Genomic DNA, 26212 nt, shown 5'->3' on the forward strand with positions numbered 1-26212 from the left:
GGGCCTAAGAACTTAAAGACCTATCTAATGTACCTAAGTTTCCTGAATTCTAACCGTGATGCTGGTTTGTTTCGCCTCTGGGCTAAAGGGCAAGCCGGGGCTGTCTCTCCCCTTACCCGCCCTAACCCGGCTTAGATACAGCAGCGCGCAGGTGCCCGGGGGCTACCTGCGCGCTCAATGCTCAAGGCAGTTTAGGAGTAAACGTGCGGTGCCAGGGTGACGATGCAGTCCAGGTTGCGGTAGCGCTCCGCGAAGTCAAGGCCATAGCCGACGACGAACTCGGGCTCGATATCCCAACCGACATACTTGACGTCAACATCGGTCTTCACGCTCTTCGGCTTGCGCAGCAGGGTGCAGATTTCCACGGATGCCGCGCCGCGGGACACCAAATTCTGCTGCAACCACTTGAGGGTCAGGCCTGAATCAATGATGTCCTCAACAATGAGCACATCGCGGCCGGTCAAATCGGTGTCGAGGTCCTTCAAGATACGAACTACGCCCGAGGACTTGGTGCCCGAGCCGTAAGAGGAAACAGCCATCCAGTCCATGGTGTAGTGGGCCTTAAGCGCACGGGAAAGGTCGGCCATCACCATGATCGCGCCCTTGAGTACGCCCACCAGCAGCACGTCCTTGCCCTTGTAATCCTTATCGATCTGAGCGGCAAGCTCCCTAATTTTGGCGTCAATCTCTTCTTTGCTGAAGAGAACGTGCTTGATGTCGTTCTGTACGTCGTTAGCGTCCACGTCTGTTGCTTTCTGGTTGTTTTAAGCTGATGGCACCGCCCCCGTTACCGGGCGGCGGCGCGTCCTACCTTTAAGTATGGTTACTTTGAGGTGCTGAGTAAAACGATAAGCCCGGTTTTTTTGAGGTTTATCTGTTTTCCCTGGTGTAAAAGGGTGGCCGAAGGGCGGCGGCGGTAGGCGCTGACATGGCCCGGTAATTGAATTGGGCCTGCAATGGAGTGTTCTTTCACAAACTCATTCAGAGCCCCTAAACGCTCGAACCCGGGGTTGAAACCACCGGCTTTTTTGACGGCGAGCGCCAGCACTCGGCCCCGCAGAGCTGGGTGAAGGTTCAGCAAGCTGGCGCGGTCTAGCAGTACCAGGTCAGCTGTTTCTGCTGCCGGGGGTAGATTTAATTTTTCCAGGCCACCCACCTCAGTAAGGCTAGTTTCTACCCGGGTGAGGGCTGCTTCTGCCTGCTGGTGCATATAGAGAGCGTCCGGCCCGGTGATGGCAGCGGTGCGTGCCAGCGAGAGGGCTACGTCCCCTCCCAGATGCTCCTCAAGATAGGGCAGGACGCTGTGGCGTACTTTGGCGCGCATGAGGGACTGGTCGGTATTGGTGGGGTCGTACCAGGGGTTCAGGTTCTCGGCGGCGCAGATTTCTTCAATCTCACTGCGGCGTACGCTCAAAAGAGGGCGCAGGTAGGTGACACCGTTTTCTTCTTTGAGGGCGGGCATGCCAGCGAGCGACCGAGTGCCTGAACCTCGCGCCAAACCCAGCAGAACGGTTTCTGCCTGGTCATCTAGGGTGTGCCCCAAAAGGACGGCGGCGGCCCCGGTTTCGCGGACTGCCTTTTCAAAAGCCCCGTAGCGTGCAAGGCGTGCCGCCATTTCTGGGCCCTCACTACTGGAATTAACCGTGACTTTCTCTACTAAAACCGGTGATAGCCCCATCTGCCGCAGAACGCGGGCGGTGTTCTCGGCAACTTCTCCCGATCCTTTTTGCAGCTGATGGTCTACCACGATGGCACCGGCGCGAAGATCACCGCGGCGGGCAAAGTGGGCAGTGAGCGAGGCGAGCGCCAGAGAATCAGGGCCGCCGCTGACCGCCACCAGCACCAGGGGTGCGGCGGTATTTTTTTGCTGGATACCGACGTCCTGCGCGCTCGCGTCTTGCCGGTTTCGGGTAGCCCGGCCTGCAGGGGCCACGGTACACGGGCCCAGGGCGTCATTAAGGGTGGAGGCCAACGCCCCGCGCGCTGCACCCACGGTGGGGTTAAGCCTGCCTTTGCGTGCCTCTTGCATTAGTTCTCCGGGGTGGTTTGTGCTGAGATAGTTTTTGCCGGGGCTGCACCGAGTACACGGTCAATCCACGCTTGAGGGCTGGTGATTTCTGTGGCAGCCGGCAGGTTCTCGGGGGATTCCCAGATGCGGTTGAAGTCGCCCATGCCCACCTGATCCACAATGTATTGAACAAACTTTTGCCCGTTTTTGTACTGCAACATTTTGGCGTCCATCCCCAAGAGTTTGCCCATAAAACGGGGGAAGAAGCCCTGGTTTTTGCCGCGACGCTCAAAGCGGCGACGGATGGTTTTGACGCTGGGCACGATGGAGCCGTCCACGGCGTCCATGACCACGTTGGCATGACCTTCGAGCAGGCTCATGATGGCGGTGACCCGGCCCATAAGCTCCTTGCCCTCAGGGCTGAGCAGGGCGGTAACGCCGGGGGCGGGGGTGCCTTCACCCAGCGCTTCGCGGTTCTTCATACCGCGCACCGCACCGGTGGCAGCAGAAGCAAGACGTTCGGGTAGGTTCTCAGTGACCTGCCCCAGTTCCCTGGCTAAATCGTGCATCGTGGCCAGCAGGTAATCCCGCAGCCAGGGGGCAGCGGCGAACTGCACCCGGTGGGTCTGCTCGTGCAGTGCCACCCAGAGGCGGAAATCCGCGGGGTCAAGATTGAGCTCTTTTTCGAGCTGAACCAGGTTAGGTGCCACGATCATAAGCCTGCCGCCGGACGCTCCGTGACCGGCGATCGCGGCGTAGGGGTCATACTGCCCCAGCACGCGGGTGGAGAGGAAGCCTAGCACCGCACCCAGTTCGGTGGCACCGCCCACCTCGGTGATGGCGTACTGGGTATCGGTCAGGTGCTCTAGCTTTCCACCCAGCACCTCTTCTGCCACAGGCCCCAGCATGACGTCAAAGGACTGGGCGTTGGCTTGCACCCAGGTGGCGCGGTCAACGATGAGAAGCTCGGAGTCGTGCAGGTTGTGGGCAGCTTCTAAGCCGGTGATTTCATAGACATGATCCACGGCGGCGGTAGCGGCGTAGCGCATATCCTCCACGGCGCTACGCTTGCGCTGGTCTTCTAGCCGAGGCCCGCCGGGGGTGATGAAGCTGGCAACCTTGTGGGCCAACCCAAAATTCAGAGGCACGGAGCGGGCACTGTCAGGACGCTGGGGAGCGGGTGAGGCATTCATAGACCCTCACTTTACCGGAGTGAACAAGACACCCTCGTGTTCTCTGTTTCCTTCTCTCTACCTGCTGAGCTGCCCACTATCATCTGTAGTCCCGGTAAGTAGAACCTACACATATACACCGCCCAAACTAATAACCGAGTAAGGAAAACAACCTATAGCTACCGATGTTTATTTCTTGGTCTCAACACAGAAAATACTCCGCGGAGCCCGCCTCTGCGCAAAGATAGTAGCCAGTTAACCAGACCCACTATTAGCCCCAGAGTCAGACCTGACAGTAAGAACCAGAACACGAAGGACTGCCAAGAAACAAAGATTTCCCGCTGGGCAACCCTATCCATAAAATCGAAGCTATCGTTCAAGAGAGGTAGCGGAATAACCAAGGCACCAACAATGGCGAGTACCAGTGCAATACGGTCTTGGCTCTCCAGCACAGCTTCTTGCTGATCTCGGGTTGCGATATTCATAATCGTCTCAGCGTGCTGCTTCATTGCACCGTACCGTTTATAAAATTCAATGGCTTTTTTGAATTCTCTCAAAACCTCCATGGTCTTACCGGTATTAGCAGAAGCATCATCCATCCAATAGCGCACGGAGTCAACTTCAATTTCACGGTAAAGCGCCATCACCTGATCTGAGGTTTTCCCTAAGTTGTTAGAGTGGGCAGCACCAGCCATAGCTTCCACTAGTCTGAGTTCGGACTGGCGGAGCATCTGGTCCTGCAACCTGCCCAAAAGTAAAGCATCCAGATATTCTGCTTCAAAGCTCGTCGCAAATTTTTGGGAACGCCAGCCACCATTGTCATCCACAGCTATAAAGGCAGCATAATAACGGGCAAAGTACCCATACCCTACCCGGTTAAAAGTAAGGAAACGGCTCTTCTGCTCCTGATCAAATCGCTCTTTATCTTCCACTGCTCTTTGGGGAGTGAGGTTGGTAGCATATTCGACCAACAGTGGCAGAAACGGCTCATAGTCTTCAAAACCGGCAGGGAGATCCTTCTTTATTTCTTCTACTTCCTGTGGGCTCTTTTGAAGAAAAATAGCGGTATAGGTATTTGCCTCGGTATCGTATTTGAGGCTCTTGGCTGTTGGAAAATCAATGTGTGAATTTACAAATTCTTTCTCAACTACTTCGTGTAGATCACGCCCGCGGACGCCTCGATAGTCACCTCCGCCAAATGCCGAGGCAAAACTGCGGATTACGTTTTTGACCTGTTCCTCGGTGTTTGCCTCAACTTCGCTTATGATGGCAAGCTGAGCAAGGGTCACACCGTCTATAACCCGATCAGCAATCAATAGTTCTATGCGTCTGATGGTGAAATGTGTTACCTCAGGAAACCTCAGCACATTACTGCCATCGGATGTATGTCGTTCCTTACCTTTTATATAGGGCATAACATCAATATCGCACTCGTGGTGATAGCGCACAGGAATCATAGTAAGGCTCTTGGAACCGCCCATGTCCCCGTACAAAAAAGGTGACATTGTGGAAGGAAAGTATTGAGCTCTCCATCGCCCGTCGGCGTAAAGCTGACTTCCATCCCTGCGGGTACCGCTGGGTACCGCCCAGGTTCCTTGAGACCAGGCACTACTTTTATGTATTTTTTCTGGACGTACTCGGACATCACAGATAAAAATTGCTGTTGCTTTAGGCATTGACGTTAGCATTCGCATCAAAGGTGTAATTCAGCACTACTCTTCTGCTCTTACGGAACTTTTGATGGCTGAACTCTAGTGAATACTGGCCCCAAGCAGGTCTCTGGAACATGTCTAGCCCAATACCAAGGTCGATAATCCAACCGTTATTACATTTAATAGACCTATCATGAGTGCCGGAGTCATACGTATAGATGAACTTAATTCCAAGTGGCTCAACTTGGTTTTTAATTTCTTCAAACATCTCCTCTTGTTCCTGAGTAAACCCACCAGATTCGTCTGAACCTGAGCGCAAGGCAAAAACAACTTCTTCGGCAGGATCTTTAACCGAATGAACAACGACCAGAAGATCAAGCAGGTTTCGCCCCTGGTATGCTCGGCGAATGTAGGCGTCCTCAAGCTGTATCATGGTGGCCCCTCGCAGATAGTCAGCAAATAGCCCCTGATAAGTGACGCCTGTTTGGTTTTCCCTTATTTCAACCCTTCCTTCTTGGGGGGGCGTATCTACCGGTCTGAGGGCCGTCTGCGCAACCCCGACGGTATCCAGCGTAACTGGTGTTTCTTCAAGGTTTTCTTGTTGAAGCGCGTTATCTCGCCAGTAGAGAGTTGGGTACTCAGCTTCCTCAAGAGTCTGTACACCGCGTTCCTGGTTACTGGTCTTGTTCAAGTACAAAAAACGGGGTTGCACCATCGTGGAGTCGATACGGCAGAGCTGGTCTTTGACTCGTTTTCTGCCCTCGATAGCAAAGATAAAAAGCTCTTCTGCTTGTTCCGGGGTGAACTCTTCGTGGGGGTAAATTAGCTTGAGCAGGCCTGAGAAAGTTTTATTGATACCGTCCCGGTCTCGTTTAGAGAGGCTCTTATCAAGGTCAAATAAATGAGCGGTACGAAGAGAGTAGTCGAGGTTGCGCATGTGCCGCAGACCTTCTGCCAGGTAATCCACAACAAAGCCAAAACCCTGGGTGAACATTTCGTTGCGCACCGTTTCAACTTCCCAACCAGGAATATAAGTGTGGAAACGGTCGATAAATGCTGAGTCGTGGTAGTTAGCAGGAAGCTCTGAGAAGAGATCTGAATGTTTCAGCATGTGGGGTACGTTATGAGCGGTGTTCCCAACGAAAGCAAAAGAAGCCTCAGCACTTTGCACATCGTTCCCTCGAGAGAAGCTTTTATTTGCCATGTAGTTCTTCATGATGTCTACAAGTTCACGTTGAGGGCGCTTAGTTCGGCCGGCAAACTCATCAAAAGCTACAACGTCCCAGTAGCCTACTAGCCCTATTCTGCCGGTTGTATTGTTGATGAAAAGTTTGGGCACCGTGACATCACCACCAGAAATGACAATGCCGTGGGGTGAGAATTCCGAGTAGACGTGGGTTTTACCTGTACCTTTTGGCCCAAGTTCAATGAGGTTATAGTTTCTTTCAACGAATGGAATCAGGCGAGTTAGCTGAAAGAGTTTCTGGCGATGGCCGAAGAACTCAGGATTGAGGCCGATGGATTGCATCAGTACATCGATCCACTCCTCGGAGCTGAAGGCCTCGCGATGTTTTTTATACTGGTCGAAGTCAAACCCTGAGTGCTGGACGGGCTTGAGACTTTCGAGTTGCCAGGGGCTGGTACCTGGCTCGGGTGTGCCGTGGTAACTCACGCGAGGAAGGCACCAAACTCCAGTCGTCAGCAATTTGGGGTTTGCTCGTACTGTTGCTGAGTCAATCACAACTTCTGAGATGCCAAGGTTATTAAAATTTGCCTCATAACGGTCATTTTTGTCATTGAAAATCACGTGAATTCGGTCAATCAGCAGTTTTGAGCCTTTTTCACGGATAGTTGACTTGATGAGTTCTGCCTGGTTTCTATGAACAAAGTTATTCTCAAGAATGGCTTTAACCCGTTCAATGCCCTCGGCAATTTGGGTTTCATCATTTGATGTCGCATACTGCCCGAGCAGATATTCCAACACATAGGTAGGCACTGGGGCGTTGCTTTTGAGCTGGGCCGAGAGGTCTTTACGAACGACGTTACCAGGAAACTCTGAAACGATTTTTTCGTCAAGCGGTGTATATGCCATGAGATATGTTCCTTAGTGGTTAGTTGAAGAAGTCATCAATCGCAGTGTTCCCGCGTTTAATCTCGATATCTGTTTTCTCGTAGTGGTGCCAGGTTTCGGTACCAGAGTTATAGCTCTCAAGCCTAATTTCTGCGTTACCTTCGGTAAGGCTATCTGCAGCCCTGGTCAGTTCAAGGGTGAGGCTCAATTGGCGTTCGCTCGCTGCCTCGTATGCAAAGTTAAAGGTAGCTTCCGGCTGATCTGAGATGAGATTGTCATTATGGTAAATACCTGCGCGCACCCTAAGTGGCTGTAGATTGCCAAGGGGTTGCTGCTGAACGAGTTTAATGACCAGCAAGTTTGAGGTTAACTTGCTGGGCACTTCAACAAAGTCCACTTTCACCGTTTTGGAAATGCTCTTATTTTTAGTGATATGCACGTTAATCACCGGCACTGTCATCTCTTGAAGTGACGCCCCACCATGTACATATCTGAACCCAGAACCTTGCCTTTTTAGACGTTGAACCGAACGAGGGATGAGTACTTCTACACCAGGCTCCACGCCTAACTCTTGAGAAGTAAAGTGATGGAATGCTTCGCTCTTGTGCAGGCCCTTTCCAAAAACAAACCGCCTGTCTTCGAAGATGAGGGTATCGCCGTGCGCCTTTTCGCTGAGATAACTGATCTGGTTGTCATTTTCATCTTGGTAAATAAAGCCGTGATCAGCAGTTATGAGTATGCGGGTAGCTGATGTGTGCAGCTTCTTGACGAGTGCTTCAATCTCTTGAAAGGCGATTTCGGTTGCGGCAAAGGTTCCGTCCTCGGTTGCACGCTTATCGCCGGTACTGTCAATTGTGTTGTGGTAGATGTAAATGCAATCAAGGTCTTTGAAGAGCTCTGTCATGTCAGCTCGACTGAGACTGATCACGTCTTTATACTGAAATGCTCGGCCGCCAAAAGAGGTAAGAATTTTATCGCGGTTTGCAGTGCCCTGAGTCGAAACCCCATCAGCTAAAACCGAAGCAGAGTTAGGTGTTGGTGTGATGGTTAGCTTGGTATGAGGCAAGAGAGAAGCCATGCCCAGCTGAGTGTAGCTAGGAAGGACTCCAAGCATGCCGCTAATGCTGGTTTTATACTTATCGTTTTGTGCAAGCTTTTGTTCTAGCTCATGAGCTGCTTCGTAACGCATGCCATCTGAAATGATAACGAAAGTACGCGCTTTTTCAAGGTGTCGCTTCACATGCTCAGTGTAGAAGGCTTCTTGGCGGTTACTGTCAGGGAAGCTTTCACGCCAGTTGGGGGTCTTGTCCACAAGGTTAGACCAGTGATTTCCCAGCGGAATCAGGTAATTGCTGGTGTAAGCATTGTTAACCTGCTGTGTAAGTTCATTGAAGAGTGTGTTTCCACGAACCTGGCTGCTTCGTTTTTGAGCCAGGTGATACTTGCGGTAGAGCCGATCGATAATAGACCAGCGGTAGATATAGTTTTTGAATGTCTCAACGAGGTTTCCGGCCACAAGCTCTAGAGTACGGATACGTTCAAGCAACTGAGCACCCGTGACCAGTGCTTCATAGGCCTCTCTGTACTTTTGGTACCAGAGCACCGAATTTTGGGAACGTTGAGCTATAGATTCGCTAATTTCTTGCGCAGAATACAGGGCTGATAGGAGCCCCTGGGTGAGCTTGAGCAGGATGAGTTGCTCTGTCTCCTCAAAAAGGACACTGGGCAACAGCTCTCCCAGCGCATCGTCTTTGTGGGTGTGATAGTAATTCTTGTTCTCTGCAATGTTCTGCGCAATTTTTAGAGCGTAGTCCCGGGTGCTGTAATTATCCCGGAAAGCTTTGTAGTCCGTACGAATATTACGGTACTCGGGGGTGGTACTATCAAGAACTTCATCACGGTAAGCCCAGATGAGTAAGGCACCGAAGTTTTCTGGGTTGTCTTCTGGATAGCGATAGATATTGCGGGTACCTTTCCAGAAGAATTCTTCAAGCCCGTACTCTGCTAGAGCAGCCTGAGGGGAGCTGTCTCCCTGCGCATATTTTGTCATTAAATGAGACAAAATTACCTGCATTGAGTGTTGATCTTCGGGAAGCCCAAGGATGCATGCCACCATCTTCGCCTTGAAGGTAGCTTCATCTTCTTGACCGGTAAGACGCAGCTTAAGCTGCTGCAGCAGGGTATTCTTCCCAAAGAAGGCAGGGTGCTGTGATGCCAAGTTGATAGCAATAGGCGAGCTGATACCAAGCGAATTCAGAGTAAGAGAAATCTTATCTGCCGTGAAGATGCCATAGGCGAGTTCAATGTCAAGCAGCCAGTTTTCGGTTTCATGCGGCAGTAAGCCACTTCTGTAGATGAGGAATTTCTGCTCGTCTGAGGCCGTAAATACCGTGTGCTTAACACCGAACTCATTATTATCTACTCGGAGCTTTTGAACGTTTCCCGGCAGTTCAAGGTTCTCAAAATCCTCCATAAACTCTTGGGCAGAGTCATGCCAGATGATAATTTTCTGCTCTTCGAATTTACGATTGATAGCCTGGGCGATGTCTGACATTTCTAGTTTCCTGCTGTGAGTAATTGTCTGCCTGTATGAGTGAGCCTATACTGCTGATTCTTGCTCTGGGGCTTTTCAAGAACCGAAAGCTCTATCAGCTTAGAATTTAGCAAGGGTGAAAGACAGGTCACCCTGAGATGGCTAGGTGATTGTATATGTAGCTGCAACCGAATTTGATACCCAGCTTCGATGCCACCTACCTCGCATTCCAGCGTCTCAAGACGATTATCGGTAAGTAGCAATCCATTATAGTCAGCTTCAGTCCCCTTATAGCCGGCTCTTACCCTATATAAACGAGGGAGGAGAATAAGGTTCGCTTCCTTCAGAAGAGCATTTGAGTAAGTCTCATTTTCAGAGGAGTACCCAGTTCAAGGCGCTCTTCTTGCCCCAACGGATCTTTAAAACCACAGATGCTGAGATCATCGTTAACGCCTACAACCAGCTGACCACCGGCAGAGTTAGCAATGGCTACGAGCGCACGCAAGGGCACCTGGGAGTGTGAGAGGTCCCGCTTATACTCCACGGGTTTACTTTCTTGGTTCGTATGTTTGCCGGGTCTGTCAATGGTCAGCGCATAGTACATAGTGTCACGGCTCCATGGGTTACTTATCTATTTGAAAGAGATAAGGGCTTTACCTAAGAGCGGGTAGTTATGGGCTACTCCATCGTCGAGGTCGATGTGCTTGTTTTGCAGGGCAAGGGGGTAGAGCACGTCGTCTTGGTAGTCCGTGAGCTCTTTGAGGACCCTACCTAATTTGTCATCTTCCTTCTGTGCCTTAGTGACTTCTGCGCCTTCACCGTGGGTAATGGTGTACTGCAGGTGTTCCCGGTTAGCGGTGAGTTTATCCATGTAGGGGCGGAGGTAGTCGTTGAGGACAGCGCTCACAGTCGCTGGGGTGTAGCGGTGCAGGTAGACTAAAGCTTTGAAGCTACCTTTCCCGTTGCCAGTGGACGAAAACATCCAATAGATGGGGCGCTTGGAGTACCGTTTGAGATGGTCTTTGAAGAATTCATCGGTGAAGTATCTGCGGATGTTTTTGCCCAGGGCGCTCTCTATGAAAGCCAGGTTAGCTTCAAGGTTTTCTTCACCGAAGGCTTTTTTCAGGAAGGCTTTGAACTTGGCAACAATGTCGTCTTCAAAGCGATCATCTGCTAGCACGGGGATTACGTTGTCTTCATCGGGGATGAAGGTGGGTGCCTCTGTGCCAACCTTCGTCAAATAGTCGGCGAGGGTTTCGCCCTGGTTGGCAAGAATCAGCCCAGGGGCATCGAGGGAGTAGCGGCCAAAGAGGACTCCGACGAAGTAGGAGATGAGATCTTTAACGGTGTCTTGGTCATACTTCTTGCGTAGTTCGTCTGCGCTGTGGTTGGTACCGTAGCGGGCATAGGGGTTTTTGAGCAGGGTGACACGGTCAGCAGGAACATCGTGTTCAATGCCATGGGTAATACCGTAGGCATCTGCCACCTTGAGGTTGTTTTCTTTCTCCAGCTCCTGCACCGTTTCAACAGTAGCCAGGGACTGCGCAAAGTCGGCTTCTACCAGTTCTGCAAGGACGCCAGGGCCTGAGCTAGCAGCTAACTGGCAGATAGCGTTGTGGGTGAAGTCCCAGGAATTCTCGGAAGAGTCCCAATCCAATTTATGAATGCTGACAAGGTTCCTTGATAGCATACTAATAGATGATATTTCTTTATAGGGAAGCTTCCCTAGATTTCCTGGGGATGTATTCAATGTTGGATTAATAGAACTATTTATTAGTTCAAAAATATTTGAATTAAGGTAGGCAAGAGAAGCATAGATATCAGTTGATTCTTTTGGGAAAAAACCTAGCCCACCAGAGTCGAAGGTCATTCCCTCCGGGTAATATCTAAAAGTATTTCCTTTTGACGTTACTTTAGACCAACCAATATGCTTCTTGAAATAGTAGTCCCTACCATCGTGCCTAAAACCCGCCCTACTCTCCATGACAGATATATGACTCGGTGAGTAGTCAAGAACATACTGAATATTTCCAAACCATCTTCGATATTCGCCACCCTTATTATGCAAAAACCATTTGTTGCTTTTGATTTTATTTACTGAAATCTCTGCCCATAAGCGTAACGATTCTACATTGTTGCCAGTAGAAATACCTGCTTTACTATCACCATACTGACCCAGGGGACTAGAACTAAACGAATCAATTATTTCTTTACCTAGCCAATAAACGATTACCTGGTCAGGTACCTTCAGCAGATCAGCCTGTTTAACCTCAAACTGAGTCTCGGCCTCTGAAAAGAAATGCTGGCGGATTGTCTCAACAGAACGTACCTCAACGTGCTTATCGTAGAGCTTCCGATAGACACCGGTCGTATCTTTAAGCGGCTCAGCGTTCTGAATAACGAATGCAACGGAGCCAAAATCCGAGCCAAAAATGCCACGCCCAAGATGCGCCAAAGTTACAATCTGTAAACCTTTAAGCAGATGTTCACGATAGTTCTTGAAAGATCCAAGGAACATCCATGAAGGCAGATCAATCATGCCCCAATAAGCTGTCTTCTCGCCTAACGACTCTGCGCGCTCCATAAAAGCAGTCATTAAGTCTGCCTCAGTATTAGGATAATTTTTCTTGAGCCAGGAAGCCATCAACGGCGACATATTTTTTCTACCCATATAGGGCGGGTTCGCCACTACCGTCGCGTACTTCTGGCTCAGCAGGCGCGCCTGGCGCAGCACAGCCTCCACCTTAGGGGTCAGGCCCTGCTCAGTTTGCACGTCGAGGGTATCTTCTGTTGTTTCCTGAGCTAGATCGTGCTGAGCCCAATACTCCTCCATCAGATTCAGCACCTCTGCGTCCGGGCGAATCAAGGAACCAAACACATTGGCATGCTCAAAAGCATTCCAAAACTGGTCAAAGCGTGCTTCATCAACCACTATGGGCTGGGCAGAGTCGGATTCCGCATAATCACGAGTAAAGTCAAAGCCCCTCGCAAGTTCACGCAGCTCTTCACCCGAGAAAGCCACAGGCTTCAACACACAAATAGAAGGCTGAACAGCCCGGCGGAAGAACCTGCGGTACCTGCCGCGTGCCTTCATGGTCAGAGCAAAAGCTGCCAGGGCACCGGCTCGTTCGTCCAGCTCCAGCCCCACCAGATTCTTGCCAAGAATTAGCCCAGGAATATCCGCCTCTGCATAGCCGTCTTCCAGGTACATTTCATAGAGTAAATCAAAGGCGTAGGTCAGCATATGCCCAGAGCCCACTGCCGGATCAAGGACTGTCAGTTCCTCCGGCGAATTAATCTGCACAAAATCCTCCACCGATTCCAAGCCGCCCACCGGCTCCACGAAATACTCCATCTGCTGCCGCAAAGCAGAGCCTGGACGGTTCAACAGCCAGGTGCGGCCCACCGTATTCTGCACCAGGTAACGCACGATCCAATCAGGGGTAAAGAGCTGGGTTGCCGCAGGAATCTGCTCTGCCCCCGCCTTCACACCCTTCTTGAAGCCCTCGAATACTTCATCTTTACGCTCAGCAATATAGAACTGGTAGAGCCAGCCAATGACTTCCACGTCCTGACACATCTCTGGTGTCATGCTCTGCGCTACCTTACGCACCACAGAATCTGCAGACAAAAGATTAGCTGGCAAAAGAAGACTACTGATATCGTCAGCATCCGGGAACATAGCAGGCACCCAAGACTTAAAATGCTGTGCATACGCATCGAGCAAGAGCGCAAAAACATCAGAATACTGGTCCTGAGAACGCCTAACACCACTTACCACATCGCTGATTTGCTGAGCAACCTTGGCACCTACGATATCCGTGTCGATAATTCCAGCGAAAGCATCCGAAACGAGCTGAGGCGGAGCCTGCATAGGGTCTACACCTTCTGCTGGTGAAACAACTCCAACAGGGGTATACCCGCAAGCATCCATAAAACGCAAAGCCACAAGTCGGTTAAACCAGAGATAAGTTACCCTGTCCACCACAGCTTCACGGGAGGTCTCCTCGATAGCCCGTTCTAGCTTTCCCACTAGAACAGGGAAGTCCAGGCGGGCCGCGGAACCCGGCAGAAGCACCGTATCCAGGCGGGCAGATACGCCCTGAGTTAATTCTCTGCGGGTTTCTGCCGCAAATTCCTTCAACGCTGAAGTATTCAATAAAATCATCCTTGTCTCTGAAATAAACTAACTTCATTTTTAAAGTAAGTTGTTGGTAGCAAGGTCCATGTTTCTAGACCATTTTGCCCCTGTATCTGTTCTAGCTTGAGCACCAGTGCCCGGAGCTAGAACAGCATAATGTATTGATCATCATCTAATGCCTGCAGCAGGTCCCGCCTCAACAGCTCAAGATATTGATCAATATCAGCCATCTCTCTTAAGACAGACGGAGAGCCGCTTGGACGCATTAGTTGACTGATCTGAACAGGCTGAGCCACGGGCTGCTGGGGTTGAGGGCTCACGGTTTCTGAGGAACTAACCACCGTCCCAGCGCCATCATCAGTTACAGGTTCAGCTTCAGTAACCTGTTGCCGTTGAGCCGCCAACATCAACTTCTGCACCAGCTGAGGGACCTGGTCCTGTCTAAAGCTAAGAGCAGCCGGCATAATATTGGGAATGAATTGCTGCCCGTTCACCTTTTCACGGGCCTTCTGGAATTCGTTCTCGATCTCTTCCCGGATTTGGTCAGAAACCTGATGCCATTCAGGCAAACTTTCTAGATGCTGTTTGCCCTGCTCCAAAACTTCAAAAGCTTCACCGCAGGCATCATGCTTAGCCTGGAGAATCTGCTCGCTAATTTCTACCTGCAGCTGCCGAATTTTCTGAATATTTTGAGTATCAAAGCACCGCTCAATATTCAGGGCATCCCGAAGGCGCACCACCAGGTCCCCTGGTAGAGAGTCAAGATTAACGCTTTCAGTGTTAAGGAACTGGCTAGCTAGATTATAGTGCGAACGCTGCTGCCCCTTCATGAAACCACGAATAGGGGCAAGAACCGCCTCAACTGCGTCCAAAACTTCATCTAAAGCTGTTTCTTGCTCATAAAGACCGGCAGGAGCTGAAGAGTACTGGACTAGCACTCCGAGCTTGTCCTTGAGGGGTGCCAGCAAAGGAACAAAGGGGTATGAGGAAGCAGAGAGTTCCTCTACCTCTGCCAAGACAGCTTTGATTCTTTCTACAGCATATTCAGCAAGATTTTCCCCGCCTTCATATGTAGGCAGAGACTGAAGCGGTTCCAGATCATGCAAGAATTCCCGCAAGAAACGCACTTTTTGCTCTGAAATATTACGAGGAACACCCAGCCATAGCTGATCAAACCCGGTGCCCCGAGTCAGTGTCTCGGAAATCTGAGTTCGTTTCAGAATTCTGCTGTCTTTACTGACGGTGACCTTAGCGTCCATCACCAAAATAGCCAAAGCAGCACGTGATGAAAGGCTGTCCCAACCATAGGGCGCCTTTTCAAAGTGACTAATCAACCGTGCCACGTTAAGGGTCTCACCCAAATTATGGCGCCGGGTGACCTCCCCCAGCATGGTCTGAGCAGCAACAGCCATTGAACGTTCAGTATCAGCACCGTCAAGAGTTTCATCTGAACTCAAGATCGATCGAATCGTTGCTTCATTAATCCTGGAATCGCCCAGCTGACCCAGTTCAGAGTAAACCCGGCCAGTCAGTTTAGAGAAGGCTAATTCAACCCGAGACTTAGCAGATGCGGCAGAGATGCCTTCAAGTTCAGAACCATTGTCGATCAGGACAGCATCAAGAATAGCTCGTTCGATTCTGTTCCTAAACTGGCGCTCACGAACCTGATTAACCTGCACCTTCATGTTCAAGGCACGGGTTGAATCTTCAGAAGCAGCAGCCCCCTGCGTACGCTTTACGTACGTCTTAGTTTTAACGTAAAGCCGGATATCGCTCGCTAACCGCTCATCAGGTTTAAGAACTACACGTAACTCATTGATTCCCACGCTGTGGCTCCGCACAACATTAATCTGATCATAAAAATCGTAGAGCGGAGTCAAGAAGTTGATACTCAAATCATGCCCACGGCCTGCAAAAGTATCGTCCACTTTTAGCGTGTACTGGAAATCCCTATTTGTGGCTGCATCGCGAATTTTTGCACTAGATAGGATAGATGCGATGTGCTCTTTGTAGACTGCGCGTTCATCGGCAGGCTCGATATCAACGTTCTTTATTTTCTGTTCGATATCTTTTTCTGCATCGGTCAGATACTCAAATAGGTCACCAGTACGCTGGATGAAGCTGCGCTGCTCTAACTCCCTCAGAGCATGCTTAACCTTAGAGCGTAGGGCAGAAATATCAGCGCCAAAGCCAGAGTACATAAGCACCACAATATTGTGCTCCGAAGCCTTAAACTCATCAACATACTTAACTAAAAACAGTACTTTGAGCACCTGAGCAGCAAAGGCATCTAACTCCTGCTCTGCTGCACTAATCTGTCGAACGATGGAAGATTGAAGAGCATTCTTAATGCCTTCAAACATCCGGTCAAAACTTACCGTAGCGCCAGTTGATTCCCCAGCAATCTGCTTAGCGACGTCCTGTACCACTCCCAACATAGAACGCTCACCCACAGATGAGTAACGCCCCTCAAAAGCATTCTGTTGTGAAAGGCCTTCAATCGCATTCTGGAACAGGCGGAACTGATAACCCACAAACGGGTAAATCGCCACAAAATGGTTTTGGTCCTTGTAGTTGCCATAAGAACGTGAACCATCGTGGAAATCAAAGAGCGTCTTCAGGTTCTGCTGCTGCTCGGAATACAAAGCACTTACCTCAGCGGCACCCTCTTCATTCTTACGCAGAAGGCGCTTACTAATGACTTCCTCAACGTCCTGGCTAGAGAGCTTCAAACGAGCCTTGAACCTAGCTTGAATCTTAGAAAAGTCGTTAGCCTGCTGCTTGGTCTGATCCCCCAGAACAGAATCCATACTTTCCTGAGAGGTCACAAAGACCCAAGACCTGCCGCCACACACCGTCATCAAGGTTTCGGCGACAGTCTGAAGTTTCAGCATCAGCTTTACATTGTTTGCAATGAACTGCCCAACCTCATCAGCAAAAAAATTTATTCGATACTGTGGGTCATCTTGCCGGTCAATCCACTGCTTGACATTCTGCGCGAAATCCTCAGCAGTAACGCTATAACTATCGTTGTACTGGCTCAGGATTTGTACAGGATTAGACTCAGAAATACCTTTCAGACGCGCATAGGCCACAGCAGCATTATGCTCCTCCAAAAAGCTCAAACCGCGCCCTTCTTCCCAGGGCAAACCAGCCACATCAGCATAGATAGCTTTGAACTTTTCTAGCTCACCACGGGAATCCAAATCACGTTCAAACTGAGCAACGTGTGGCATCCGCCCAAAGTAACCACAAGCCTCATCAAAAACCCTCACGAATACAGCCAACAATGAGTCATCATTCTTAACCGTTGCAGCGCTGGCCTTCTGGTCAATATTGAACAAAATGCTCATCGCCGGAATCTGGGACGACCTGCTAATTGCGCCCTCAAGCATCAGTTCATCTGCTTCACGAGCTTTCTGGCAAAACGCTTCTACAGCAACAGCACGATCAAAATCATGTTGAGGAACAGTCCCCAACAGATGTGCCAGCATCTTCAGCAAATGCGATTTACCTGACCCGAAGAAGCCCGAGATCCATACGCCGTTACTACCGTCATTATTGTTGTATCTATCTAACAGCTGATCGACAGCACGGGCTGCCTCAGCAGTTAGCACATACTCGTCAACTTCAATACCCAGCTGCTTGGTGTCATCGGCTTTGATGACACCTTCAATCGAGCGCTGGATGTCCTTTGCAAAAAGATCATTAATCTGCATTACAGACCGCCCCTCACCATTTCCTCAATATTCTTAGCCCGGTAGTAGCTATCACTCACCGAGATATCCAAAACCTTCAGTTCAAAACCCCTCGCAGCATTCTTCGTGTACTCTCCCGGGAACCACAAAACCAGGGGTACAGGTGGCATATGAATCTGCAGGGCCTCTAATAAGGCATGAGTACGAAGGAAGGGGAAAACCGCACCAATACCATGAACAATGACCAGTTCCTGGCCCTGAGACTCAGTTGCAATCCTCGGTGCAATCACGGTTTCAACATCAAGCATGCTCTGGAGACCAACGCGGAACCGAGACTTAGGCTTCTGCGCGGGCTCAGCATTAAGCACAGGTTGCAGCAGATGCTTTTCTTCCAAAATTTGAACACAGAGTCTAAATAAATCAATGGTGATGAGGTTGACGCCTTGCTGTTTCAGCTGGCTACTCACCACCTTCAAAGATTTTTCAGCAGATAAAGCCTCTTTAGGGTTAAAGGGATAGATAAAGAAAGGAACCTCATTGTTCAACCCCCTCATCTGTAAAAAATTATCGCTACCCAGTAGCGCAACAAGTTCCTGATCAGTAGCCACCGTGACTCCCACTTTCATATGCTGGCAAAAAACGAACTGTAGAACCAGGCACATCGCCATCAAACATCTGAATGAATTCGTCAGACGGGAAAGCCATAGAAATCATGCCGAACTCATTGATTAGACCCGCCCCCTCGAGCATCCTAAAGACAACAGACCGCAACTTCTTCTGGGTTAGCTCAGTAACCTCTTCCAGCTCTTCGTGCCAGAAGACCTTCTGAGCAACAAAAACATCGTAGTCATCGAAAGAAAGTGAATAATCCTGCTCAAGGAACTTCTGATGAAGCACTTCCTCAGCAAAATCACCAATAAAGGCATAGCGACGGCAGATTGCTGTCCAAACAGCTAGTTTCTGATCTGTGGCTGAGGCATCTAGTAAAAAGTTGAGCTGCTCTGCATTAAGCACTTTAAGTCTTCCAATGACCTCAGCTGTGTACCTCTTCAGGCTCGACTCAGCAGTAGCCTGAATCGAGTTATTGTGAAGTACAAAGGATCGGGTGGCATCCCAATCTAATAAGTCGCTGTAGACACGGGCCACCGCCAAAGATTCATTGAGCATCAGAGCCCCTGCACTAAAAGACAACAAGTACCTACCAGAGCTGCTATCCACTAAAACCTCCTTGGCGCACGGAACCGAACCAGCTACTCTCATCTTAAGGTAGGAATGCAAAACTGTGCTCATCCCTCCCCTAGCGTAATAAAAGCAAAGGACGCCGCCCGGCAGGCTCCCCACACAGGGTGAGGAAGGCACCGGGCGGCGTCCTTATTAAAACTAGCTCAAAAAAGCTAAGGCTTAGTTCTCGTCAGCTTCTGCTTCAGCAGCTGAGTCGTAGTGGGATTCCTGGAAGCGAACCTTAGCTTCTTCAACCAGCTTCTCAGCGAATTCGCGGTCTTCCCAGCCTTCGCCCTTAACCCACTTGCCGGGCTCCAGGTCCTTGTAGCGCTCAAAGAAGTGCTTGATTTCATTCTTGAGCTGCTCGAACACATCGTCAATGTTCTGGATGTGATCGTAGCGCTTGTCGGTAGGAACGCAGAGAACCTTGTCATCGCCGCCGGCTTCATCGGTCATGCGGAAGACACCGATGGGGCGTGACTCTACGAGCACACCGGGAACAACGTCAACATCAAGGATGACCATGGCGTCCAGGGGGTCGCCGTCTTCGCCCAGGGTGTCCTCGAAGTAGCCGTAAGCGGTGGGGTACTGCATGGAGGTGAAGAGAACACGGTCCAGGCGCAGGCGGCCGGTTTCGTGGTCGATTTCGTACTTGACGCGTGAGCCGCGGTTGATTTCGATGGTGACGTCGAGCTCCAAGAGGAACCTCCTAGGTTGAAGTATGTGCGCGAGTGCACGAGTATATCGGGTCTAGTCTAGCGGACAAGGCAAGGCTATGCCGCTCTGGCGGGTTATTGTGGTGGTAGTCGTTTTTGGAGGTTGGCGTGTCTGAGTCTGTTACTACCCGCAAAAAAACTGTGGGCTGGTGGGCTGCCACCGCCCTGCTGGCCTCAGGTTGCATTGGTGCGGGCACCTGGGCTATACCTACCTGGTCTGAAACGCAGCGCTTTGAAGCAGCAGCCGTTGCACCGGCATCCTCAGCGCAGGTTCAGCAGGTAGAGAGGGCAGGCGAAGGCACCCCGGTGGATGCCGCTATACTCACCGCAGACGCCAACGCTGTGCTTGACTCGCTAGGTCAGGGCACAGCTTCCGCTCAAGTAGTGGACGCAGCAACCGGGCAGGTGCTCTACAGCCGCGACGCCAGTACCGGCCGCGTGCCAGCATCCAACATGAAAATGCTGGTGGACTACGCCCTGCTGGCCACCGCACCGCAGGCTCGTTTTGAAACCTCCGTGGAGCTGGCTGACTCCCAAACCCTCACTCTGGTAGCAGGCGGAGATACTCTACTGGTGCCCGGCGAATCTGACCCCGATGCGGTGATGGGGCATGCCGGTATCACCACCCTGGCGCAGAAAACTGTGGATGCTCTCAAGAGCCAGGGCATCACCGGCGAATTAGCCGTCAATCTGGACACCTCTATTTTTGCCGGGCCTGCCCTCAACTCGGACTGGGCGCAGGAGGATATTGAATCGGGCTTCATGACAGAGGTAACCCCCTTAGCTTTCTTCTCACACTACTCCCCTGATGGCAGCGGAAGTGAGGCTAGCACCAGCCGCCCCCAGGACGCTCCGGGGCAGGTTCACCAGCAGCTGGTGAGCACCCTTAACCGGGTAGGTAAAGACGCCGGACTAAGCTTCACCACAGGGGCAGAGGGCCCCAGCGGTGAGGGTGCCACCGAGCTGGCTGCCGTGGAATCTGCCACTGTCGCCCAGCAGAGCGCGTTGATGATGCAGCAGTCCGATAATTCCCTAGCAGAGGTGCTGGGGCGTAACCTATCGGTTGCGCGGGGTGGGGATGGTTCCCTGAGTGATGCTCTTGCCCAGATCCGCGCCGTCCTGAGCGAGCAGGGTCTGCCCACTGACTACCAGCAGACCGATATCAGCGGACTGTCTCTCAACAATAAGGTCAGCAACGAGCTGCTCACCGATCTGGCACAACGAGCCGTCACCGGCACGGACTCAGAACGTCTGTCCCTAGCTGGCCTGCCGGTGGCTGGCTACAGCGGCACCCTCGGGCTGTCCACACGGTTTAACAGCCCAGAAGAAGTAGAAGCTCGTGGTCTGGTACGCGCTAAAACCGGCACCCTCAACAGCGTGCTATCGCTGACCGGCTACACCGTCACTGACGGCGGGCGAGTGCTCATCTTCTCGGTCGTCATGAATGATTTAGAGGACGCCGAAGCCGCCAAAAATGTCATTGACCGCTTTTCAGCAACCCTCACCAACCGCTAGAAAAACAAAAGCCCCCCGCCTCATCTGTCTACGAATGAGGTGCGGGGCCTTGCAGTTGAGGCTGCTAGTTCACCCAAACACCGCGATTGGCGCTCCAGTTAATGGTGACGCCCTTGGAGAAGCTGACGCGGACTACCCCGTCGCTCCCCATAGTTTCGTCTGTGGTGGGGAAACCCAGGGCAGGAGGGCCGCCCAGAGAGTACCAGCGGGCAGAAATAGCGCCGCTTTCATTGATAACTCGGGCACCGGTTGAAGGGGTCCAGTAGACGGAGTTGATGCGTCCACCTTTCACAAAATCCTGGCGCACGCTACCCCAGAAACTATATTCAGAGTTCATGGGATAGCCCCAACCGTGCTCAAAGCCAGCACCGGCAAAACGACGACCAATAGTACCTGACCAGTAGATAGTATGGGCTCCTTGCTGAGGAGTCCAGTAGATTGTACGACTATTGGAGAAGTTCTGGATAGCGCCGCCATTGATAGAACCAAATTCGTTACCTGTGGGCTGCCCGAAGAAGTTAGCGCCACCACGAGCATAGTAGTGGTTGCCAATTGCACCGGTCAGGGCGAAAGCAGGTACCTCTTTAGACCCATCAGACTGGGTGCCTAAATCGGCGGTGATGTTTGAAACGTAATCGTTGGGGCCGCGTCCAGCCTGGTACTCGTAAATACCAACGTTGCCCAGTACGCGCCAGGGCAAAGAAGTGCCGTGACCGTAGGCAAGACCAATGCCCATAACGTTTGCCTGGGGCGCCAGCACGGCGGCGCGGTGGGCGGGTGAGCCCTTCCAGAAGTTAATCAGCACATTCAGGTCATCGTTATAAGAGAGAGCGATGACTTCGCGCACGAAGCTGTACCCCTGAACCGAGGGGTTATAAATAAATTCGGTTCCGTGGGAGAAGTAACCGGCTCGCACCTGACGTTCAGCCTCTGCCTGCATCACGGTAGCTACAGTGGCGGAGTGACGCACTGCCCTGAGACCGTTCTGCGCCCTAAAAACGTTGATGAGGTCAAGTAGCCTCTGCTGGTCCGTTGCACGCTGAGTAGCTGAAACGCTGCGCAGATCAGAGGATGCTGCGATAGCGGCGGTAGCGGTGCCAGCTACTGCTAGGCCAGAAAGGGTAAGTGCAGCGACCTGACGTCGAGTAGGCCGCGCAGCTTCAAGAAGATTGTTCACGATGACTCCGATTCGTTGCACCCTAAGGGTGCGATGTGGTGTGTGTGTGTGTGCAATGTGAAATAGCTGAAGATAACTTTATAGAATCGTGACCTAATTTTTTATTATTTCGTTACACATTTATCGTGAAAATATAGTTTTGGAGGCAAATTCATACATCACAAAGCGTAGCGGTCATCAATGTATACCTAAGATACGGCTTGTTTTAATTTGAAATCAGCATCACCGGAGGGTGGTATCGAATTTCCCTTTTTCACCGGCGTGGCGAGGTTAAAACATAGAACCTGTCATGAAAAATTCGACAAGGAATCGGCAAAACGTTGGCAGAAAGTAGTTAACCTTCTATTAAGAATAGAAAGTAATCGAACATACTTTCGTATTATTTTCTAATAAGAATATACCGTGTAAGACAGCTCATAACTGGCCCCTGATGTCTTTATATGCTGACCGAACAATGGCTCCCCGGATCTTTTTACCGACCAACCTACGCCTCTACGGGCGGCCCTAAAGTGTCAGCCCCTCTTGCTAGCCTTAGAGAAACATATTAAGGAGCACCCATGTTCTTTACCGCATCAGAACCTTCAGACACCGCTGGTGATGCACCCCTGCGTCCGGTTTTTTCTGCCTCTGATCTGGTGAAGTCTGCTCAGTGTGAGTTCTCTGTTTTGCACACCGCCGACCAAAAGCTGGGGCGGGTGCCCCGTGATGAACAGGTGGTCAACGACAGCAGGGCTCGCGCAGCTGCTCTGGGTGAAGCTCACGAAGCCAGGGTTCTTGCCGATTTAGTCTCTACCTATGGCATGTGGGATGGCGAGCGGGGTGTCTACGAGGTGGAGCCGGCAGCTACCTATACCCCTGAGGCTCTCAAAGGGAAACACGAAGAATCTCTTAGAGCTCTCAGAGCCGGCGCAGATGTAGTCTTTCAAGCTTCCTTTTTTGACGGTGAGTTTCACGGTCGCGCAGACTTTCTGGTCAAGCAAGCAAATGGTACGTACCGGGTAGTTGATTCCAAACTGGCACGTACCGCCCGCGTCACTGCCCTTTTACAGCTGGCTGCCTACGCTGATCAACTATCCCAGGCTGGTATTGAGGTAGACCGTCAAGCTTCGCTCATTTTGGGCAATGGAGTTGAATCCCTTCACAAGCTAGATACCATTACCCCTGTTTTTGAAGAGAAACGGGAGCGTTTGAGGGTGTTGCTGAGCCTCCACTGCCAGCGTGGGCGCGAGCCGGTGCAGTGGCATTCAGACCCTGACTACGGCAAAATCAGCCGCTGCGGCGTCTGTGATGAGTGCCTGCTACAGGTGCAGGAGCACAGCGATATTATGCTCACCCAGGGTATGACGGCGCGCTCCCGCAATCTCTTGATAGAGCGGCACGGGGTGCACCGTATAGAGGAACTGGCGCAGTTGGCAGGTCAGCCTGGTTTGAGCGGTGCCACCCGTAAATTTGCTGAGCAAGCGGCTTTGCAAACGGGGCTAGCGCAACCGGATGCTTCGGTCGCCTTTGAGAGCGGAGGCCAGCAGCAGAGCGTGAGCTATAAGCTGCTCCCCAAGCATTCATTGGGGCAGCTGCCGCGGGCTAGTTCTGAAGATATTTTTCTCAGCCTGAGGGGTGATGGTCTCTGGCGCGATGAGAGCCGCCCCAATGGGCAGCACTCCTGGGGGCTGAGCTACTTGCTGGGCCTAACCTCCTATTCGGAGCCGGGCCAGGCACCCAGCTTCACCCCGGTCTGGGCACACAGCCGGTCAGAGGAAAAACAGCTTCTTCTCTCCTTCCTCAATGCCGTGCATCAGAGGCGTACAGGCTACCCCGGCTTGCACATCTATCACTTCGGTGCGCAGACCAAGAACGCGCTACGTCAGCTAGCGGCCCAGCACAGCCTGGGCGAGGACTATATCGCAGAGCTACTGCGGCATAACATTCTGGTAGATCTGTCAGAAGTGCTGCGTCGGTCCTTAAGGGTCTCTGCGGGCACAGCTTCTCTGGCGGGTATAGAACCCCTGTACATGCAGGGGCAGAGCCGAGCTTTTGAGATTCCGGAAGGAGCCTACGCAGATTTGGGTACTGCCCGTGCCGCCGGTGATAGCCAGCGAGTTGCGGCTATTACCTCTGCTGTGGAGACCGATGTGCAGTTTGACGGAGTTTCTCTGCTGGGCTTGCGCAACTGGCTTCTGGAGTTAGCAGGGCGTGACGCCCGGGACGAGACCAGGGAGCCCACTCCCCTGGTTGATGTCAGCGAGCTTCTAGTGCAGTCCGGTAAGGACGAGCAGGAAACTCAGGTAGAGCGCACCCTGCAGCGCTTCGTGGCGGGCGTTGATATGGCTGATGCCCTTACTCGCCAGAAGGAAGCGGTGGCTATGGTTGCTTCTGCTACCGGCTACCATCGCCGGGAGCGCCGCCAGTTTTGGTGGGACCATTTTGACCGGTTGACCGCTCCGGTAGATGACTGGGAAGAGACCCGGGACGTCCTCATTTTTGAGCGAATTGGTGTGCAGGAGGACTGGCACAAGCCTGCCGGTGCCCGCAGTCTCTCGCGGATTCTAGCCGGCACTGCGCGCCTGGCACCGGGATCTTCGCTCAAGGTGGGCGATAAGAATCTTTTTGCCATGTACGCCCGCCCCCTGCCCGAGTTTTTGCAGCAACAAACCCACCAGCAGGCACTGGAATACGCGGCGCTACACGAGGGCGTCCTGCCAGCACCGGCTGAGCGGGCAGGTGCCTTCAACAGCGAGATACTCGATGTAGAAGAGGTCGAAGGTAATGACGTCCTAGTACGGATTAGGGTGCGCGAGAGTCTCAAGGGTTTGGGGGAGGGGCAACCTGAACTTTACCGGGCACTGCCCCTGGCAGTGACCCCCTCCACCCCTATCCCCACAAAAGCTCAGGAAGATTCTCTCTTGGAGCTGGCGAGCGCCACCGCGCAATCCCTACCTCACTTACCGCAAACTGCCGGAACCGACCTGCTTCTGCGAGCGTTCCCGCGGCTGAAAACCGGCGGTCAGCTGCCGCGTCCGGCTGATTTCGCACAGACTCACGGAAGTATGGCAACGGTTCAGGCGATCTACTCGGCGGTGGCTGAGCTTGACCGTTCTTTCGTAGCGGTTCAGGGCCCTCCCGGTTCTGGCAAGACCTTTGTGGGCTCCCACGTGATCGGACGGCTAGTAGCTGAGGGCTGGAAGGTGGGCATTGTTGCCCAGAGCCACGCGGTGGTGGAGAACATGCTGTTAGGTTGCATCAAGAATAGCGGGGTTGACCCCGAACAGGTAGCTAAAGGTCTGGGGAAGAGCCAGACCCCGGACTTCCCCTGGCAGGAAGTGCGCAATCCTGAAGTTCAGCGCTTCATGGATGGCGCGGGCGGGCGAATTTTTGGGGGCACTGCCTGGGATTTCGCGTCCGACCGCAAGTTCCGCGCAGAGTCGCTAGATTTGCTGGTGATCGATGAGGCGGGCCAGTATTCCCTGGCCAATACACTTGCGGTAGCCCGGTCAGCTAAGAACCTCTTGTTCTTGGGTGACCCTGCCCAGCTACCCCAGGTTACCCAAGGTATCCATCCCTACCCGGTAGACGAGTCAGCATTGGGCTGGCTCTCTGACGGGCGTACGGTGCTCCCCGAGACGTTTGGATACTTTTTGGATGTTAGCTGGCGCATGCATCCGGCGCTCTGCGCCCCCGTTTCCGCGCTGTCCTACGAGGGCAAGCTCAGCTCGGCGCCGGCCGGGGCTGAGCGTCTTCTAGAGACCTGGCAACCTGGGGTCTATGTGAGCGAAGTGGAGCACAGCGGCAACGGCACCTTCTCCGCCGAGGAAGCAGCCGAGGTGGTACGCCTGGCCCGCAGTTTCTTGGGGCATCAGTGGACGCCCTCCCTGCATGACCCCGAGAGCACCAGACCCCTGGAGCCTGAGGACATCATTGTGGTGGCAGCCTACAATGCCCAGGTTGAGACTATTCGCGAAGCCCTCTTAGAGGCGGGCCTAGCTGATGAGGACGGCGGAGTGCGAGTGGGCACGGTCGATAAGTTCCAGGGCCAGGAGGCGCCGGTGGTGTTGGTTTCTATGGCGGCCTCCAGCGCCGGGGACTCCCCGCGTGGCACTGACTTTCTACTGTCGTCCAACCGACTGAATGTTGCCCTTTCGCGCGGCATGTGGGCTGCGGTGGTCATTAAGTCAGCTAGCTTCACCCATTTTCTGCCCGTCTCGCCGGAGGCGCTGGCGCTTCTGGGTGGCTTCATTAAACTCACCCGTTCGGCACTGCCTCTATCGAGCGGTGCGGCGCTACCCAAGCGCCCTGCAAGAGAGCATAATTAGA

At 52.3% G+C, this 26212-nt stretch carries 15 protein-coding genes; 2 read left to right on the forward strand and 13 right to left on the reverse strand.

The genetic code is table 11. The features are described from left to right. Positions 1-191: 191 nt before the first annotated feature. The 12 genes from hpt to VVR27_RS01910 form a co-directional block, all read right to left on the reverse strand. Complete coding sequence (gene hpt, locus VVR27_RS01855; RefSeq protein ID WP_368546809.1) at positions 192-743, reverse strand: hypoxanthine phosphoribosyltransferase; 552 nt, start codon at positions 741-743, stop codon at positions 192-194. Between the two features lie 80 nt (positions 744-823). Continuing rightward, entirely contained in the window at positions 824-2029 is a 1206-nt protein-coding gene (gene tilS, locus VVR27_RS01860; RefSeq protein ID WP_368546810.1) for a tRNA lysidine(34) synthetase TilS, read from the reverse strand. After that, positions 2029-3201 carry a zinc-dependent metalloprotease gene (locus tag VVR27_RS01865; RefSeq protein WP_368546811.1) on the reverse strand — a complete coding sequence of 391 codons (1173 nt, stop codon included), beginning with the start codon at positions 3199-3201 and terminating at the stop codon, positions 2029-2031. Before VVR27_RS01865 ends, tilS begins: the two co-directional genes overlap by 1 nt. A gap of 158 nt (positions 3202-3359) precedes the next feature. Further along, a complete protein-coding gene (locus tag VVR27_RS01870) occupies positions 3360-4856 on the reverse strand; it encodes a hypothetical protein (RefSeq protein ID WP_368546812.1) in 1497 nt (498 codons plus the stop codon). Continuing rightward, a complete protein-coding gene (gene brxL / locus VVR27_RS01875) occupies positions 4849-6924 on the reverse strand; it encodes a BREX system Lon protease-like protein BrxL (RefSeq protein WP_368546813.1) in 2076 nt (691 codons plus the stop codon). Before brxL ends, VVR27_RS01870 begins: the two co-directional genes overlap by 8 nt. 19 nt (positions 6925-6943) lie before the next feature. Continuing rightward, on the reverse strand, positions 6944-9457 hold the full coding sequence (gene pglZ / locus VVR27_RS01880; RefSeq protein ID WP_368546814.1) for a BREX-1 system phosphatase PglZ type A: 2514 nt from the start codon (positions 9455-9457) through the stop codon (positions 6944-6946). A gap of 322 nt (positions 9458-9779) precedes the next feature. Further along, complete coding sequence (locus VVR27_RS01885) at positions 9780-9980, reverse strand: helix-turn-helix domain-containing protein (RefSeq protein ID WP_368546815.1); 201 nt, start codon at positions 9978-9980, stop codon at positions 9780-9782. Between the two features lie 87 nt (positions 9981-10067). Then, positions 10068-13595 carry a BREX-1 system adenine-specific DNA-methyltransferase PglX gene (gene pglX / locus VVR27_RS01890; protein WP_368546816.1) on the reverse strand — a complete coding sequence of 1176 codons (3528 nt, stop codon included), beginning with the start codon at positions 13593-13595 and terminating at the stop codon, positions 10068-10070. Positions 13596-13720: 125 nt separating this feature from the next. Continuing rightward, a complete protein-coding gene (brxC, locus tag VVR27_RS01895) occupies positions 13721-17296 on the reverse strand; it encodes a BREX system P-loop protein BrxC (protein WP_368546817.1) in 3576 nt (1191 codons plus the stop codon). After that, positions 17296-17883 (reverse strand): DUF1788 domain-containing protein, encoded by a 588-nt coding sequence (locus VVR27_RS01900; protein ID WP_368546818.1) that lies wholly within the window; start codon positions 17881-17883, stop codon positions 17296-17298. The genes brxC and VVR27_RS01900 overlap by 1 nt, the downstream gene beginning before the upstream one ends. Next, positions 17873-18565 (reverse strand): DUF1819 family protein, encoded by a 693-nt coding sequence (locus VVR27_RS01905; protein WP_368546819.1) that lies wholly within the window; start codon positions 18563-18565, stop codon positions 17873-17875. The genes VVR27_RS01900 and VVR27_RS01905 overlap by 11 nt, the downstream gene beginning before the upstream one ends. 111 nt (positions 18566-18676) lie before the next feature. Then, complete coding sequence (locus VVR27_RS01910; RefSeq protein ID WP_368546820.1) at positions 18677-19195, reverse strand: inorganic diphosphatase; 519 nt, start codon at positions 19193-19195, stop codon at positions 18677-18679. Between the two features lie 125 nt (positions 19196-19320). Between VVR27_RS01910 and VVR27_RS01915 the strand changes: the two genes are divergently transcribed. After that, positions 19321-20727: a D-alanyl-D-alanine carboxypeptidase/D-alanyl-D-alanine-endopeptidase gene (locus VVR27_RS01915; protein WP_368546821.1), complete on the forward strand. Its 1407-nt coding sequence runs from the start codon at positions 19321-19323 to the stop codon at positions 20725-20727. Positions 20728-20791: 64 nt separating this feature from the next. Here VVR27_RS01915 and VVR27_RS01920 read toward each other — a convergent pair whose 3' ends face one another. Next, on the reverse strand, positions 20792-21904 hold the full coding sequence (locus tag VVR27_RS01920) for a CAP domain-containing protein (RefSeq protein WP_368546822.1): 1113 nt from the start codon (positions 21902-21904) through the stop codon (positions 20792-20794). A gap of 557 nt (positions 21905-22461) precedes the next feature. Between VVR27_RS01920 and VVR27_RS01925 the strand changes: the two genes are divergently transcribed. After that, positions 22462-26211, forward strand: a complete 3750-nt coding sequence (locus tag VVR27_RS01925) for an AAA domain-containing protein (RefSeq protein WP_368546823.1) — start codon at positions 22462-22464, stop codon at positions 26209-26211. The last annotated feature ends 1 nt before the right edge of the window (position 26212 follow it).

Origin of the sequence: Rothia sp. LK2492 (genome assembly GCF_040946345.1) — a bacterium.
Classification (GTDB): domain Bacteria; phylum Actinomycetota; class Actinomycetes; order Actinomycetales; family Micrococcaceae; genus Rothia; species Rothia endophytica.

Excerpts from the sequence above, each read along its gene's own strand:
- tilS (WP_368546810.1), bottom strand. The coding sequence starts at position 2,029 with ATGCAAGAGGCACGCAAAGGCAGGCTTAACCCCACCGTGGGTGCAGCG.
- VVR27_RS01865 (WP_368546811.1), bottom strand. The coding sequence starts at position 3,201 with ATGAATGCCTCACCCGCTCCCCAGCGTCCTGACAGTGCCCGCTCCGTG.
- VVR27_RS01870 (WP_368546812.1), bottom strand. The coding sequence starts at position 4,856 with ATGCCTAAAGCAACAGCAATTTTTATCTGTGATGTCCGAGTACGTCCA.
- brxL (WP_368546813.1), bottom strand. The coding sequence starts at position 6,924 with ATGGCATATACACCGCTTGACGAAAAAATCGTTTCAGAGTTTCCTGGT.
- pglZ (WP_368546814.1), bottom strand. The coding sequence starts at position 9,457 with ATGTCAGACATCGCCCAGGCTATCAATCGTAAATTCGAAGAGCAGAAA.
- brxC (WP_368546817.1), bottom strand. The coding sequence starts at position 17,296 with ATGCAGATTAATGATCTTTTTGCAAAGGACATCCAGCGCTCGATTGAA.
- VVR27_RS01905 (WP_368546819.1), bottom strand. The coding sequence starts at position 18,565 with ATGAGCACAGTTTTGCATTCCTACCTTAAGATGAGAGTAGCTGGTTCG.
- VVR27_RS01925 (WP_368546823.1), top strand. The coding sequence starts at position 22,462 with ATGTTCTTTACCGCATCAGAACCTTCAGACACCGCTGGTGATGCACCC.